We start from the raw sequence: 15392 nt of genomic DNA, 5'->3' as shown, positions 1-15392 counted from the left end.
CGCTAACATTCTTGATACCAATAGGCCACGCATGACGTCGTCAATCGGCTCAGCCTTGGGCCAAGCATGCAAGGAGACAAAATTGAAACACCCCCAGATTTCCAAAACCCGTCGGCAAGCTGCACGTGCGCGGCTTCACCCTGTGGCATGGGCGTCCACGCTGGCGCTACTGTCCGGTGCTGGTGCCGTCCAAGCCCAGCAGGCTGCTGCCCCCGCCGAGGCGAACCAACTTGAAACCGTCGTCATCACGGGTATTCGCAGAGCGCTTGACAGCGCTGTCACCCTCAAGCGTGAGTCTCGCGGGTTGGTCGACGGCATCGTTGCTGAAGACATCGGCAAGTTCCCCGACACCAACCTTGCCGAATCGATGCAGCGCATCGCTGGCGTGTCCATCGACCGCAACATGAGCGGTGAAGGCTCGCAAGTCACCGTTCGCGGCGTCGGCCCGCAGTTCAACATGGTGCTGCTGAACGGCCGGCAGATGCCGACCTCCAATAATGCCGGCCGCGCCTTCGACTTTGCCAACTTGTCCTCCGACTCGGTTTCCGCGCTGGAGGTGTACAAGACCGCTCGTGCCTCGTCCCCGACGGGCGGCATCGGCGCCACCATCAACGTCAAGACGGCCCGGCCGCTGGATGTGCGCGAAACCATCGCCAGCATCGGCATCAAGGCCAACTATGACCAGTCGATTGGCCGCCTGCCGGGCGAGATTGCGGGCTCGAAGGTCACGCCAGAAATCTCCGGCATCTACAGCACGACCTTCGGGGACCGCACGCTCGGCATCTCGATCAGCGGCAACTACTCGAAGCGCAACTCCGGCTCCAACAACGCGTTCACGGGCAACGGCTGGCAAACGCAGCCCACCTCGACCGCAGCCGGAAACCCTGCCAAGGACACGGCGTATGACGGCGTTCCCGCCGGCAACCTGGTCAATTTCCCCGGCGTCGGCAACTACGTCACGCACACGAATGACGTGCGTTACCGCGTGACCGATCTGGAGCGCGAGCGCTGGAACGGTCAGGCCGTTCTGCAGTTCGCCCCGACGAAGGACCTGAAGTTCACGGTGGACCACACGATTGCCATCAACGCGACCAAGCAGAACGCCGTTGAGAACTCCTCCTGGTTCGGCCCTTCGTACTCGGGCGCCTTGAATGGCCAGCCGCCGACGACGTTCGTTGCGACCGGCAAGGTCTACGACCCAATCATCCAGACGGCCACGTGGGACGGCACGCACGACTACGCGATGTACGTTGCCCAGCAGGCAGTCAAGACCAAGCTGAACTCCACCGGTTTCAATGCTGCATGGAAGGTCAGTGAAAAGCTGAACTTTGATGTCGACGCTCACCATTCGACGTCCCGGACCAATCCGGACAGCCCCTATGGCGACACCAACGTCATTGACCTGGCGATGTTCAACCAGGGCAACACGACGATGTACTACGACCAGAAGTTCCCGGTCATGCAGTCGCCCGGCTTGAAGTACGACTCCAGCAAGACCACGGTCACGGGCTCGCAGTTCACCAACAACATTTCCTATCAGGACGTCGACCAAGTCCAGGCCAGCGGCACCTACAAGCTGAGCGCCGACGACAAGCTGCTGGCGGGTCTTGGTTTCACCAAGCTGAAGAATCGCTCCGCCGGCTCGAACAACTTCCACGGCGACTGGGGTGGCATCGGCCCGCAAGGCACGTTCAAAGACATGACCGTGGCCCAGTACAACATCGCCAGCTTCTACGGCCGGATTCCCGGCAGCAGCGACTCGCGCCAGTTCCCGACGTTCTTCGTGCCTGACTTCAACCAACTGCGTGCGCAGGCCGTCAAGAACGCGCAGACCTATCGTCCGACGTCGCTTGCGGGCACTGGCGGGCTGAGCGCGGCAGAGGCAGACGCCTATTTCAAGCCGTATACCGACTTCACCAACGGCAACGATTGGCGCACTACCGAGAAGTCGACCTCGGCCTTCGGTCAGTGGGACCACGCCTTCGACACGTCCATCCCCATGAACCTGTCGGTCGGTCTGCGCTATGAGCAGACGAAGATCACGTCCTCGTCACAAGTCACCTCCTACAACGCCACCACCTGGTATGCGGAAAACGAGGTGAGGCTCGATGGCGCAACCACGACCTTCGGTACCAAGGACGGCAAGTACAGCTATTGGCTGCCCAGCATCGACTGGGATGCCGACTTGACACCCGATATCAAGGTGCGTGCGAGCTACGGTGTCAACATCGGTCGCCCGAACTTCGGCGACATGCTGGGCGGTGTCGCTCTGAACGCAAACTCGGGCCGCTACAACATCCACGGTGCCGGCTCGACCGGTGACCCGGCACTGAAGCCGCTGAAGTCCAAGAACTTGGACCTGTCCGCCGAGTACTACTACGCCAAGTCGTCGTATGTGGCAGCGGGCGTCTTCTACAAAAAGGTGAGCGACTTCTTCACCACGAAGACGGTTCCGCAAACGTTCGCCGGCCTGAATCAGCCTGCCAGCGGCACGTATTTCGACGCTGCCCGGGCGTCGGGTATTCCTGCTGACAGTCCCAAGCTGCTGCGCAACTACATCTTCAAGAACTACAACGGCCAGCCGGGCGTCACGATCACCGATGCCAGCGACCCGACCTTCCTGAAGGGCAACATTGCGGGCACGGTCGCCGGCGCCCAGCCGCTGATCTTCGACATCACGACGCCGTCCAATGCCGGTGGCGACAACATCAAGGGCCTGGAGTTCAACTTCCAGCACATGTTCGGTACCAGTGGCTTCGGCGTGTCCGGCAACTACACCCTGGTCCGCAGTGGCCTGAAGTACCGCACCGATGCGTCAAGCACCGATGTGCAGTCCCCTCTGCCGGGTGTCAGCGATTCCACCAACTTGGTGGGCTTCTTTGAAAACGACCAGTGGTCGATTCGTGCCGCCTACAACTGGCGCGATTCGTTCCTCTTGGGTAAAGACAACGGCGAAAACCCGCGGTACACCGAGGCCTATGGTCAGCTTGATGCGGGCATCGGCTACAAGTGGGGCAAGAACCTGACTCTGCAGCTCGACTTGCTGAACCTGAACGATGGCTACATCCGCACCCATGGCCGCAGCAAGAACGAGATCATCTCCGCCATCCAGACTGGCCGCCGTTACCTGATCGGTGCTCGCTATCGCTTCTGAGCGATGAGGACTGCCGCTCGGTAACCGCCCCTCGGGGCTGTTCGCCGGGCGACCCACATTGGCCGAGGCGGGCGCGCAACGCCCACCTCGGCCAAACTTCTTTGCAGAATTCCTCGGCCTTTGCGGCGTGCCTGGCACCCGCACGGCCATACTTTCCGGGATGAATTCCGAGTTGACGACAGCTGTTCGACGCATCGTGGTGCTTGGCGGCGGCTCGGCCGGCTGGCTGACCGCTGCGACGCTGGCCGCCGAACTGGGCGGTGATGCGCCCGACGCATTGCAGATCACGCTGATTGAGTCGCCCGACGTGCCGTCTATCGGTGTCGGCGAGGGCACCTGGCCGACGATGCGCGCCACCCTGCATCGCATCGGCCTCAGTGAAGTCGACCTGATCCGCGAATGCGACGCCGCCTTCAAGCAGGGTTCCTGCTTCGACGGCTGGCTGCACGGCGGTGCCGGTGATCGGTATTACCACCCGTTCACGCTGCCTCACGGCCATGGCGAGGTCGACCTGGCTGGTGCCTGGCTGGAAGCGCGCGGCGAGCAGGTGTTTGCCGACAGCGTGAGCGCCCAGCCGCAGGTGTGCGATGCGCGCCTAGCGCCCAAGCAGACGACGACGCCGGACTTTGGCGGCGTCCTCAACTACGGCTACCACTTCGACGCGGTCAAGCTCGGGCATCTGCTGCGCCGGCATGCGACGACGGTGCTCGGCGTCCGCCATGTGGTGGACCACTTCACCGCCGTTCGCTCACACGAGAACGGCGACATCGCGGCACTGGCGACCCGCACGCATGGCGACCTCCAAGGCGATCTCTTCATCGACTGCTCCGGTCTGGCCAGTCTGCTGCTCGGCCAGCACTACGGCGTCGGTTTACGCTCCGAAAAGGGCGTCCTGTTCAACGACCGTGCGCTCGCCGTGCAGGTGCCGCATGCCGATGCCAGGGCGCCGCTCGCGTCAGCCACCGTCTCCACGGCTCATGCCGAGGGCTGGACGTGGGATATCGGCCTGCCCGACCGCCGGGGCATCGGCCTGGTCTATTCCAGCAGCCACACCGGCGACGCGGCCGCCGAGCGGGCGTTGCTGGCCTATTTGCAGCGCAGCGGGCTGGCGCAGGCCGATGTCTCGCCGCGGCGACTGAGTTTCAGCCCGGGCTACCGCGAACACTTCTGGCACCGCAACTGCGTCGCCGTCGGTCTGTCGGCCGGCTTCATCGAGCCCCTTGAGGCCTCCGCGCTGGCGCTGGTTGAACTGTCGGCCGCGATGATCCGCGACGAGATGCCCGCCAACCGGGCCGACATGGATCTCGTCGCGAAGCGCTTCAACGAGGGCTTTGCGTATCGCTGGTCGCGCATCATCGATTTCCTGAAGCTGCATTACGTGCTGAGCCGCCGCGACGACGCCGATTACTGGCGCGAGCACCGCAGCGCTGCAACGCAACCCGAGTCGTTGCGCGAACTGCTGCAACTCTGGGCTCACCGCGCGCCGTCGCGCAACGACTTCTATCGCAACGAGGAGGTGTTCCCCTCGGCGAGCTACCAGTACGTGCTCTACGGCATGCAGTTCAAGCCAGCGCTGCGGGCTCTGCGTGCCGGCCAGCGGGCTGCGGCAGAAGCCGGCCTGAAGGACGTGACGACAATCACCCGGCGGTTGCTGGGCGGCTTGCCCCGCCACCGCGATCTCATCCAACATATCCGCGACCACGGCATGCCGCCGGCCGCGTGACTCCCTGACCCAACCCATGCTGCAACTGCTCAACAACATCCAGCACAAGGACCTGCGCGTCATCACGCAGCGCGGCGCCAAGTGGGGCGACGACATCATGTCCGCCCCCGTCACTGCCGACGAGTTCCGCAAGCTCCAGGCGCATTACCCCATCGTCTTCCAGCCGGATGGCAAGGGCGGTTTTGTGCCGGCCGCGCTGTTCGGCTTGCAGGAAGGCGAGAACCTGTTCCTCACCGATGAAGGCTGGGACGCCGATTACCTGCCGCTGTCCGTGCAGCGCCTGCCGTTCTCCATCGGCATCGCCGACGACGAACTGCGCATGATGGTCGACATGGACAGCAAGCGCATCAGCCATGGCGCCGAGGGAGAGGCCGTCTTCCTGCCGCAAGGCGGCACGACTGACCTTGCCGAGCACGCGAACTCCGTGCTGCGCACGCTGCACGAGGGTTTCGAGGCGACGACCGACTTCGTCCAGACCCTCATGAGGCACGATCTGCTCGAGTCCTTCGTGCTGGACGTGGAGCGCCCCGACGGCTCGCGCGGGCAGCTCGTCGGCTACTACATCCTCCACGAAGAGCGCCTTGCTGCGCTGAATGGCGCCACCGTGGGCTTGCTGCACCAGGCCGACTATCTGCAGCCGATCTACATGGCCATTGCTTCGCTGTCCAACTTCACCAAGCTGATCAAGCGCCACCTCGCCCGCGAGGTCTGAAAAGGATGTCGGAGCGCAGCGATGTAAGCGCCGAGGCGATCCCGGCAGACGTGCTGCAGTCCACCCAGCCCGTGGTGCTGCGTGGGCTGGTGCGGCATTGGCCGATCGTGCAGGCGGCGCTGCGTTCCAACGTCGACTTCTGCGACTACCTGCGGGGCTTTGGCGCCAGCACGCGACTGAGCTTGTGGCGAGGCGCGCCGGAGATTGCCGGGCGCTTCTTCTACAACGCCGACTTCAGCGACTTCAACTTCCAGCGTGAGGTCCACACTTTCGGGGCGCTGCTGGACGAGTTGCTTGCCGGCACGCCCGACGCCCTCTACCTCGGCTCGACCGACATCGACCATTGCTTCCCCGGCCTGCGCCAACCCAACGACCTGACCGTGCTGGCCGGCTTCAACCCAATGGTGAGTTTGTGGCTGGGCAACCGCATGCAGGTGGCCGCGCATTTCGACTTGCCCGACAACATCGCCTGCGTCGTCGCCGGCCGGCGCCGTTTCACGCTGTTCCCGCCCGAGCAGGTCGCCAATCTCTACATCGGCCCGCTGGATCTGACACCCGCCGGCCAGCCGATCAGCCTCGTGGACCATGCTCGGCCTGACTTTGAACGCTTCCCGCGCTATGCCGAGGCGCTCAAACACGTGCAGACCTTCGAACTGCTGCCCGGCGATGCGCTCTTCATCCCCAGCCAGTGGTGGCATGGCGTGGAGTCGCTGGAGCCCATCAGCGCGCTCGTGAATTTCTGGTGGCGGCAATCGCCGCCCTTCATGGACACGCCGCTCAACACGCTGATGATGGCGCTGCTGTCGCTGCGCGACCTGCCGCCGGCGCAGCGCGATGCCTGGCGCGTGCTGTTCGACCACTACGTCTTCGACGCCGACGACCAGACGGCGGCCCACATCCCGCCAGCTGCTCGCGGCATCCTCGCGCCGATGAACGACGCCAGCGCCCGCCAGCTGCGCACGCTGCTGCAAAACCGGCTCAAAAGATAAGGCCCAAGCCCTCATGACCACCGCACCCAAACCCATCCGTCGCGTCGTCATTGCCGGCGGCGGCACCGCCGGCTGGATGGTCGCGGCCGGCCTGTCCAAATGCCTGGGCAAGCAGATCGACATCCGCCTCGTCGAGTCCGAGGAGATCGGCACCGTCGGCGTCGGCGAGGCCACCATCCCGACGCTGCACATCCTGCACCAGATCCTGGACCTCGACGAAAACGAATTCGTCAAGGCCACGCAAGCCACCTTCAAGCTCGGCATCAGCTTCGAGAACTGGCGCAACGTCGGCGAAAACTATTTCCACTCCTTCGGCAAGACCGGCAAAGGCCACTGGACCGCCGGCTTCCACCACTTCTGGCTCGAAGCCCGCAAGCGCGGCCTGGCCAGCGACTACGGCGACTACTGCCTGGAACTGCGTGCGGCGATGGACAACCGCTTCGCCTTGCTGCCGGACAACGGCCTCAACTTCGCCTACCACTTCGACGCCACGCTCTACGGCCAATACTTGCGCCGTTTTGCCGAGAACCTGGGTGTGCAGCGCATCGAAGGCAAGATCGCCAAGGTCCACACCGATGCTGCCAGCGGCGACATCACCGGCCTGCAACTCGACGGCGGCGCGCTGATCGAAGGCGACTTCTTCATCGACTGCACCGGCATGCGCGCGCTGCTCATCGGCGAGACGCTCGGCGTGCCGTACGAGAGCTGGTCGCACTGGTTGCCCTGCGACAGCGCGGTGGCCGTGCAGACCACGCTTGTCGGCGAACCGGTGCCCTACACCCGCGCCATCGCCCACCCCTGGGGCTGGCAGTGGCGCATTCCGCTGCAGCACCGCGTCGGCAACGGTGTCGTGTTCAGCAGCAAGCACATAAGCGACGACGAAGCCAAGGCGGCCCTGCTTGCCAACGTGCAGGGCGAGGTGCTGCGCCAGCCGCGCGTCATCAAGTTCACGCCGGGCCAGCGCGAGCAGGTCTGGAAGAACAACTGCGTGGCCATAGGCCTGTCCAGCGGTTTCCTGGAACCGATCGAGTCCACCAGCATCCACCTCATCCAGAAGGGCCTGACCCGGCTCATCGAACTCTTCCCCACCGACGGCGTCCGCCAGAGCGACATCGACGAGTACAACCTGCAGACGCGCGAGCAGATCGAGATCGTTCGCGACTTCATCATCCTGCACTACCACGTCACCAACCGCGACGACTCGCAGTTCTGGCGCGACTGCCGTGAGATGGAGGTGCCGCCGCTGCTCAAGCACCGCATCCAGCACTTCCGCGACACCGCGCGCATCATGCTGCGCCAGGGCGAGCTGTTCGCCGAGAACTCGTGGGTGCAGGTCATGATGGGCCAGGGCATCGTGCCTGCCAGCCACCACCCCATCACACGCAACATGGACGACCGCAGCCTCGCGGAATTCCTCGGCGATATCCGCAAGGAAGCGGCGCGCACGATGATGAAACTGCCCAAGCACCAGCAGTTCATCAACCAGTACTGCCCCGCGCCCAGGCCCGATATGCCGATGGCCAAGCCGGCGGCAGGCGCGCCAGCGTTGCGCATCAACCCGAACGCGCGGCTGGACGTCGTGGAGCTGGCCGGCGGCGCCAAGGTCTACGTCGTCGACGACTTCGTGCAAGACCCGGACGCGCTCGTCGCGCTGGCTCAAGCCGCGGCGGACCAGTTCCAGACACCGGCGGGCCATCCGTATCCCGGCCCGCAGCTCGCGCTGCCTGACGGCATGGCCGCCGAACTGGACGGCTTCTTTCGTCAGCAACTGCGCGTGCCATTGCGGCTCGGTGCGTCTCAGGGCATGTTCGGCCGCTTCTCGCGGGTCGTGCAGGACGCCGCGACGCTCGACGCTCGCCAGCGCATCTGCCACAGAGACGATTCCGTCGTCGCCCCGAGCGACATGGTGTCGGCCTCCGTGCACTATCTTTTCAAGGACGAGCAACTCGGTGGCACCGTCTTCTTCCGCTCGCTGATGACCGACGGCGACACCGCGCAATTCATGCGCGACTCCAACACGCTGGACGCCAGCGCCTTCGGCGACAAATACGGCATCCCGCCCGCCTACATGACCGAGAGCAATCGTTACTTCGAGGTCATCGGCCGCGTGCCCGCCAAATGGAACCGCGCCGTCTTCTACGACGGTGGCATCTTCCACTCCGGTGACATCCGCGGCGCATCGCCTGCTGCCTACCGCGACGGCCCGGGCCGGCTGACGATCAACGCTTTCTTCAAGAGCGGCCGGCTCTGAGAGCCTGGTCGCATGGCCTCGATAATCGAGGCCACATGACGACTCCCACTTCCATCACCATCGCCACGCGCGAGAGCCGCCTCGCGCTGTGGCAGGCCGAGCACGTGCAAGCTCGCCTGGCTAACGAACTCGGCATCACCGCCACGCTGCTGGGCATGACCACACGCGGCGACCAGATCCTCGACCGCGCGCTCTCCAAGGTCGGCGGCAAGGGCCTGTTCGTGAAGGAGCTGGAGGCGGCCCTCGCCGAAGGCCGCGCCCAGCTCGCCGTGCACTCGCTGAAGGACGTGCCCATGGAGCTGCCCGAGGGCTTTGTGCTGGCCGCCGTGTTGGAGCGTGAGGACCCGCGCGACGCCTTCGTCTCCAACGATTTCGCATCGGTCGCCGAGCTGCCACAGGGCGCCGTCGTCGGCAGCTCCAGCCTGCGCCGCGTGACGCAATTGCTGAGCCTGCGGCCCGACCTGCGCGTCGAGCCGCTGCGTGGCAACCTCGACACGCGCCTGCGCAAGCTCGACGAAGGCGGTTATCACGCCATCGTGCTGGCGGCGGCGGGCCTCAAGCGCCTGGGCCTCGCCCACCGGATGCGTGCGCTGTTCGAGATCGACCAGATGCTGCCTTGCGCGGGGCAGGGCGCCCTGGGCCTGGAGATCCGTTCGGACGACTTTGCCCTGGCCGAGGCGCTCGCCAAGCTGGCCCACCCGCCGACCCAGCTCGCCTGCGAGGCCGAGCGCGCCGTGTCGCGCGCCTTGGGCGGTAGCTGCAGCCTGCCGCTGGCGGCCCATGCCCGCTGGCAGGGCACCACGCTGTGCCTGGACGCGGCGCTTGGCCATGCCGAGGCCCACACCTCGCCACTGCTGCGCACCGGCGTCGCCGCCGGGGTGGCCGACGTGGCCGCAGCCCGCGCACTGGGCGAGCAAGCCGCCGCGCGTCTGCGCGACCTGGGTGCCGGCTCCTACCTGCCTGGATGACAGCACCGACGCTGATCGTCACCCGCCCGCGCCCCCAGTGCGCGGCGTGGTTGGCGCGGCTGGCTGCACTGGGCGTCGACGCCCGGGCACTGCCGCTGATCGAGATCCTTCCGGCCCGCGACCCCGGCCCGGTGCGGGCCGCCTGGTGCGCGCTGGCGGCCGTGGACCTGGCCGTCTTCGTCAGCCCCAACGCCGTCGAGCACTTCTTCTCCCACGCCGATGGCGCCTGGCCGGAGCACACGCTCGCGGCCTGCGTCGGCCCCGGCAGCGCCCAGGCGCTGGCTGAGCAGGGCGTGCCGCTGGCCAACATCGTCCAGCCCGCCACAGACGCCGCCAGCCTGGACTCCGAACACCTCTGGGAGCAACTGTCGCCCCGGCGCGACTGGGCCGGCGCCCGTGTGCTGCTGCTGCGCGGCGATGGTGGCCGCGAGTGGCTGGCCGAGCGCCTGGCCGAGGCGGGCGCCTGCGTGGAGGCCGTCACCGTCTATCACCGCACTGGCCCGCGCTTCGACGCCGCCGAACGGGCGCTGCTCGATGACGTGCTGGCCCGCCCGCAGGCTCATGTCTGGTTGTTCAGCAGCGCCGAGGCCGTCGGCCATCTGCAGGGGCGCCTGCTGACGGGTCAGCGCGCCATCGCCACCCATGCGCGCATTGCCGAGGCGGCGCGCGCCGCCGGGTTCGCGCCTGTGGTTTTGGCGCGACCGGACCCTGAAGCGGTGACTCAGGCCCTGAAGGCCGTCTGACAGAATCCGACGCACTGTGATCGAGCCGATTCCCGTTGTTGTTGCTGCGGCCCCGCCCGTGGCCCCGCCGCCCCCGCCGCCCCCCCTTGTGCCAGCCTGGCTACCCTGGCTGCTTGCGCTACTGGGCGCCGCCGTGCTGCTGTGTGTCGTGCTGGCCTGGCAGAGCCTGTCGCGCCAGCAGTCGCTGGAGCAGGAACTGGTGCGCCGCCAGGAAGCCAGCCAGGCCCAGGCCACCGAGGCCCGTCTGGCCGCCAAGCAGGCGGGCGAGCTGGTGCGTGACACCGCCGCCAAGGTTTCGCTGCTGGAGGCGCGCCTGGCCGAGGTGGCCCTGCAGCGTGGTCAGTTGGAGGAGCTGATCCAGTCCATGTCCCGCTCGCGCGACGAGAACGTCGTCGGCGACATTGAGGCCGCCATCCGCGTCGCGCTGCAGCAGACCCAGATCACCGGCAGCGCGGAGCCTCTGGTGGCCACGCTGAAGCAGGCTGATGAGCGCCTGCTGCGCTACAAGCAGCCGCGCATGGAGGGCATACGCCGCGCCGTCGCGCGCGACCTGGACCGCGTCAAGTCGGTCGCCGTCGTCGACGTGTCGACGCTCACCATCAAGCTCGACGAGGTCGTCCGCATGGCCGACGAGCTGCCGCTGGTCTCCGGCGGTGAGGCCGGCGTCAGCCCGCGCGAAGAGCGCCGCGCCGACGCCGCCGCCAAGGACCGCGAGCGCGTGCTCAGGCTGCAGCGCGAACAGGCCGCCGCCGCGGCAGAAGGCCGGCTGTCGCTGTGGTGGTGGCAGGCCACCCAGCAGCTGTCCAGCTGGACCGGCGTGGCTTGGGGCGAGGCGCGCACGCTGCTGCGCGTGACCCGCATCGCCCACCCCGAGGCCGCGCTCGTCTCGCCCGACCAGAGCTTCTTCCTGCGCGAAAACCTCAAGCTGCGCCTGCTCAACGCCCGCCTGGCCCTGCTGAGCCGCCAGTTCGACACGGCACAGTCCGACCTGCGCGACAGCCAGGACATGCTCAACCGCTACTTCGACACGCGCTCACGCAAGGTGACGAGCGTGGCCGAGCTGCTGCGCCAGGTCGCCGGCCAGGCGCGCCAGGTCACGGTGCCGCGGCCGGATGACACGCTGGCGGCACTGACAGCAGCAGCGGGGCGCTGACCATGCGCCTCGTCATCTGGCTGGTCCTGCTGTTCGTCGCGGCCGTCGTTGCCGCGTTGACGCTGGGTTCCAACGACGGTCTCGCCAGCTTCTACTGGGCCGGCTGGCGGCTCGACATCTCGCTCAACCTCTTCCTGCTGCTCCTCGTCGCGAGCTGCTTCGCTCTGGTCACCGCCATCCAGGCCATCGAGGCGCTGACGACCCTGCCCAAGCGCGCCCGCGAGTGGCGCCTGGCCCAGCGCGAGCGCAACGCCCAGCTCGCGCTGCGCGAGGCTCTTGTCGAACTCTTCGGCGCCCGCTTCAGCCGAGCGCAGAAGGCGGCACAGAAGGCGCTCAGCATCCAGTCCGCCACGCCCGAGCTGGCGGCTGACCAGTCCTTCATGGCCCTCGCTCATCTGCTCGCTGCCGCCAGCGCCCACCGCCTTCAGGACCGCCGCCATCGCGACGAACAACTGAACCGCGCGCTGGAACTGGCCCGCCGCAGCGGCGGCGCCCGCGCCCATGAAGACGGCGCCCGTCTGCTGGCCGCGGAATGGGCGCTGGACGACCGCGATGCCCCACGCGCGCTGGCCGTGCTTGGCGAGCTGCCCCCTGGCGTCGCCCGCCGCACTCAGGCGCTGCGCCTGCGCCTGCAGGCCTCGCGGCTGGCCCGCCAGCCGCTGGACGCGCTGCGCACGGCCCGTCTGCTCGCCAAGCACCAGGCCTTCTCCAAGGTCGCTGCACAGGGGCTGCTGCGCTCGCTGGCTTTCGAGGCGCTGGACGGCACCCGCGATGTCGACCAGCTCCGCACCGTCTGGCTGCAGCTCGACCCGGCCGACCGCCGCGATCCGCTCGTCGCCGCCCGTGCGGCCCAGTGCGCCGGCCAACTCGGCGCGCCGGACGACGGCCGTGGCTGGCTGCGGCCGTTCTTCGACGATTTGGGCGATGTGAACCCCGACGACCGTGGCGAGCTCGCCATCGCGCTGGTGCCAGTGCTGGCCGGCTGCGGGCCGGACTGGCTGCAGCGCCTGGAATCGGCCCAGTCGCGCTTCCCGCGCGAACGCGCCTTGGCCTATGCGCTGGGCCATGCGCTGGCCGAGCGCCAACTCTGGGGCAAGGCCCGCCTGATGCTCGAAGTCGTCGCCGATGACGCAGCCATGCCCAGCGCTTCGCGTAGGCGCAGCTGGCTGGCGCTCGCGGCGCTAGCCGAGCAGGAAGGCGACGAACTCCGCCGCGCCCGCTGCTTCGAGGCCGCAGCGCGCCTGCCCTGAGCCGCGGGCTGGGCTGCGCCGGAACTATTTTCAGGATAATCAGCCAACTCTTGCTGAGGGTCTGCAAATCTGGCTATACTGTGAGGCTTCAGCGGCTGTAGCTCAGTTGGATAGAGTACTTGGCTACGAACCAAGGGGTCGTGGGTTCGAATCCTGCCAGCCGCACCAAAAACAAGAAGAAATGGAAACGCCTCGGAGCTTGCTCCGGGGCGTTTTTCCTTATGCGGTCGAAAACCTCAGTCGCTTCGTGACGAGCCAGAAAAGCGTGGCGCCTTGGCCGGTTGCCAGTGGCCGTCGTCGGTCTGCGTGAAGCTGCCGCGTGCCTGCGCATGCGGATGCAGCGGCGCCTCGGCCAACGTCAGCACCGGTGCGAAGCAGGCGTTGCTGCCTTCCAGCAGTGCGGCCCACTCGTCGCGGGTCTTCTCGTGAATGCGCGCGGCCACGCGCTGGCGCAGCGCCGGCCATTGGCGCTGGTCGTGCTGGGCGGCGGGGTCGACATCACTCAGCCCGAGGCGCTGCATCAGCTCCGCGTAGAACTGCGGCTCCAGCGCACCGAGCGACACGAAGCGGCCGTCGGCGCATTCGAAGCAGTCGTAGAAGGGCGAGCTGTGCAGGAAGAAGTTCTGCGCCGGCTCGTCGCTCCAGCGGCCGGCCGCGCGCAGCGAGTGCAGCAGGCTGGACAGCAGGCCGACGCCATCGACCATTGCCGCGTCGACCACCTGGCCGCGCCCGCTGCGCTGGGCCGCCCACAGCGCGGCCATCAGGCCGAAGGCAAGGAACATCGCGCCACCGCCCATGTCGCCGATCAGCGTGGCCGGCAGGCTGGGCGCGGTACCGGCGCGGCTGGCGATGGAGAGTGCGCCGGTCAGCGCGACGTAGTTGATGTCGTGCCCCGCCGCCTGGGCCAGCGGGCCGGTCTGGCCCCAGCCGGTGACGCGGCCGTAGACGAGGCGTGGGTGGCCGGCCTCGAAGGTCGCAGGCCCGAGGCCGAGGCGCTCCATGACGCCGGGGCGAAAGCCTTCTATGAGGGCGTCGGCGCGCTCGATTAGCGCGCGTGCGTCGGCCAGGCCTGCAGCGGTTTTCAGGTCGAGGCAGATGCGCCGCTTGCCGCGGTCCAGCGCCGTGCCGGTGGCTATCACCTGGCCGCCGGGGCGATCAATGACGAGCACGTCGGCACCGTGGTCGGCCAGCAGCATGCCGGTCATAGGGCAGGGCCCAAGGCCGGCCATTTCGATGACGTGCAGGCCAGCCAGCGGGCCGCTTCTGGGTGAGGAGTCCATGGCGACAATGCTCGCATGAGCAAGGCATTCACCAAGGAAAGCGATGGGCCGGAAGACGATGACGGCGACGGACCTTCGCTGCCTGCACTGCCCCTCGGCACGCGCAACTACCTGACGCCGGCCGGTTATGCCCGGCTGCGCGCGGAGTTCATGACCTTGCTGGACGACGAACGGCCCAAGGTCGTCGAGATCGTCTCCTGGGCGGCCAAGAACGGCGACCGCTCGGAGAATGGTGACTACCTCTACGGCAAGAAGAGGTTGCGCGAGATCGACCGCCGGCTGCGCTTCCTGACCAAGCGGCTGGACATCGCCGAGGTTGCCGACCCGAGCGTCCATCACGGCAGCGACCAGATCTTCTTCGGCGCGACAGTGACCTACGCAAACGCCAGGGGCGAGGAGAAGACGATCACGATCAAGGGCATCGACGAATCGGACAGCCTGGCCGGCGAGGTCAGCTGGATTTCGCCCATTGCGCGCACGCTGCTGAAGGCGCGGGTCGGCGATGAACTGCAACTCGTCACGCCGGTCGGCGTCGAGCGCATCGAGGTGGTCGACGTCAGCTACCCCGCGCCTTCGGCTTGATCAGCTCGTCGATGCGGGCGCGCTCCTCGGGCGTCAGCTTGGCTGAGACGCTTGCCAGCGCCGCCTCGGCCTGCGGGTGGCCGACCGCTTTGCACAGGCTGAGCCAGGCATAGGACGACGGCAGGTCCTTCGGGCCGCCCTGGCCCTGGGCCAGCATGACAGCGAGGTTGAACATCGCGTCGGGCTGGCGGCGCTGGGCAGCAGCCTGGAAGAGCTGGCGTGCGGTGGCGAGGTTCTGCTCGACGACCTCGCCGCGATAGAAGAAGGTGGCGAGCGCGTTCTGCGCGTCGGCATGGCCCTTGAGCGCCGCGTCCTTGTAGAGCACGAGGGCGCGCTCCGGTGCGGCCGGGACGCCTTCGCCGAGGTCGAGCATGCGCGCGGCGGCATAGGTCGCCTCGAGATGGCCGGCCTTGACCGCGGCGCTGTAATAGGCGCCGGCGCGCTTCAGGTCGAGGGGGACGCCGTCTGGCTGGCGGGGCAGTTGGTGGTGATAGAGCTGGCCAAGCATGAAGAGGGCGGGCACATGACCGGCCTCGCTGGCAGCCTGCAGATACGCCAACGCGCGCTTGGCGTCGGGCGTTGTGCCG

The 15392-nt window shown here is 67.2% G+C and carries 12 protein-coding genes and 1 tRNA gene; 11 read left to right on the top strand and 2 right to left on the bottom strand.

From position 1 onward, the window contains the following. Positions 1–142: 142 nt before the first annotated feature. From ABIS05_RS22740 to ABIS05_RS22695, 10 genes are all read left to right on the top strand, one after another. Positions 143–3154, top strand: a complete 3012-nt coding sequence (locus tag ABIS05_RS22740) for a TonB-dependent receptor (RefSeq protein WP_348012081.1) — start codon at positions 143–145, stop codon at positions 3152–3154. A 172-nt stretch (positions 3155–3326) separates the two neighbouring features. Further along, positions 3327–4877, top strand: coding sequence for a tryptophan halogenase family protein (locus ABIS05_RS22735; RefSeq protein ID WP_348063337.1), 1551 nt, complete (start codon positions 3327–3329; stop codon positions 4875–4877). A gap of 16 nt (positions 4878–4893) precedes the next feature. Beyond that, a complete protein-coding gene (locus ABIS05_RS22730; protein ID WP_348012079.1) occupies positions 4894–5589 on the top strand; it encodes a SapC family protein in 696 nt (231 codons plus the stop codon). A 5-nt stretch (positions 5590–5594) separates the two neighbouring features. After that, a complete protein-coding gene (locus ABIS05_RS22725) occupies positions 5595–6578 on the top strand; it encodes a cupin-like domain-containing protein (protein WP_348012078.1) in 984 nt (327 codons plus the stop codon). Between the two features lie 13 nt (positions 6579–6591). Next, positions 6592–8829, top strand: coding sequence for a DUF6445 family protein (locus ABIS05_RS22720; protein ID WP_348012077.1), 2238 nt, complete (start codon positions 6592–6594; stop codon positions 8827–8829). Between the two features lie 35 nt (positions 8830–8864). Continuing rightward, positions 8865–9797, top strand: a complete 933-nt coding sequence (gene hemC, locus ABIS05_RS22715; RefSeq protein ID WP_348012076.1) for a hydroxymethylbilane synthase — start codon at positions 8865–8867, stop codon at positions 9795–9797. Continuing rightward, on the top strand, positions 9794–10540 hold the full coding sequence (locus tag ABIS05_RS22710) for a uroporphyrinogen-III synthase (RefSeq protein ID WP_348012075.1): 747 nt from the start codon (positions 9794–9796) through the stop codon (positions 10538–10540). The genes hemC and ABIS05_RS22710 overlap by 4 nt, the downstream gene beginning before the upstream one ends. Positions 10541–10628: 88 nt before the next feature. Next, a complete protein-coding gene (locus tag ABIS05_RS22705; protein ID WP_348012074.1) occupies positions 10629–11693 on the top strand; it encodes a uroporphyrinogen-III C-methyltransferase in 1065 nt (354 codons plus the stop codon). 2 nt (positions 11694–11695) lie between these two features. Beyond that, positions 11696–12943 (top strand): heme biosynthesis HemY N-terminal domain-containing protein, encoded by a 1248-nt coding sequence (locus ABIS05_RS22700; RefSeq protein ID WP_348012073.1) that lies wholly within the window; start codon positions 11696–11698, stop codon positions 12941–12943. A 91-nt stretch (positions 12944–13034) separates the two neighbouring features. After that, positions 13035–13111, top strand: a tRNA-Arg gene (locus ABIS05_RS22695). Positions 13112–13179: 68 nt separating this feature from the next. On the opposite strand, the gene ABIS05_RS22690 is transcribed toward ABIS05_RS22695, so the two are convergent. Continuing rightward, a complete protein-coding gene (locus ABIS05_RS22690) occupies positions 13180–14223 on the bottom strand; it encodes a CaiB/BaiF CoA-transferase family protein (protein ID WP_348012072.1) in 1044 nt (347 codons plus the stop codon). Between the two features lie 15 nt (positions 14224–14238). On the opposite strand from ABIS05_RS22690, the gene greB reads away from it, so the two are divergent. Continuing rightward, positions 14239–14805 carry a transcription elongation factor GreB gene (greB, locus tag ABIS05_RS22685; RefSeq protein WP_348012071.1) on the top strand — a complete coding sequence of 189 codons (567 nt, stop codon included), beginning with the start codon at positions 14239–14241 and terminating at the stop codon, positions 14803–14805. Here greB and ABIS05_RS22680 read toward each other — a convergent pair. After that, positions 14780–15392 (bottom strand): tetratricopeptide repeat protein (locus ABIS05_RS22680; protein WP_348012070.1); only part of this gene is annotated, 613 nt, incomplete at its 5' end. The two genes, greB and ABIS05_RS22680, sit on opposite strands and share 26 nt — an antisense overlap.

This window comes from Roseateles sp., from assembly GCF_039929605.1.
In the GTDB taxonomy this organism is placed as follows: domain Bacteria; phylum Pseudomonadota; class Gammaproteobacteria; order Burkholderiales; family Burkholderiaceae_C; genus Pelomonas.
The sequence above is the reverse complement of the archived record's forward strand: the minus strand, read 5'-3'. Positions and strand labels throughout refer to the sequence as shown.

Bases quoted from the DNA above. Each gene is read 5' to 3' on its own strand.
- ABIS05_RS22730 (WP_348012079.1), top strand. From the start codon at position 4,894: ATGCTGCAACTGCTCAACAACATCCAGCACAAGGACCTGCGCGTCATC.
- ABIS05_RS22725 (WP_348012078.1), top strand. From the start codon at position 5,595: ATGTCGGAGCGCAGCGATGTAAGCGCCGAGGCGATCCCGGCAGACGTG.
- ABIS05_RS22720 (WP_348012077.1), top strand. From the start codon at position 6,592: ATGACCACCGCACCCAAACCCATCCGTCGCGTCGTCATTGCCGGCGGC.
- hemC (WP_348012076.1), top strand. From the start codon at position 8,865: ATGACGACTCCCACTTCCATCACCATCGCCACGCGCGAGAGCCGCCTC.
- ABIS05_RS22710 (WP_348012075.1), top strand. From the start codon at position 9,794: ATGACAGCACCGACGCTGATCGTCACCCGCCCGCGCCCCCAGTGCGCG.
- ABIS05_RS22700 (WP_348012073.1), top strand. From the start codon at position 11,696: ATGCGCCTCGTCATCTGGCTGGTCCTGCTGTTCGTCGCGGCCGTCGTT.
- ABIS05_RS22690 (WP_348012072.1), bottom strand. From the start codon at position 14,223: ATGGACTCCTCACCCAGAAGCGGCCCGCTGGCTGGCCTGCACGTCATC.
- greB (WP_348012071.1), top strand. From the start codon at position 14,239: ATGAGCAAGGCATTCACCAAGGAAAGCGATGGGCCGGAAGACGATGAC.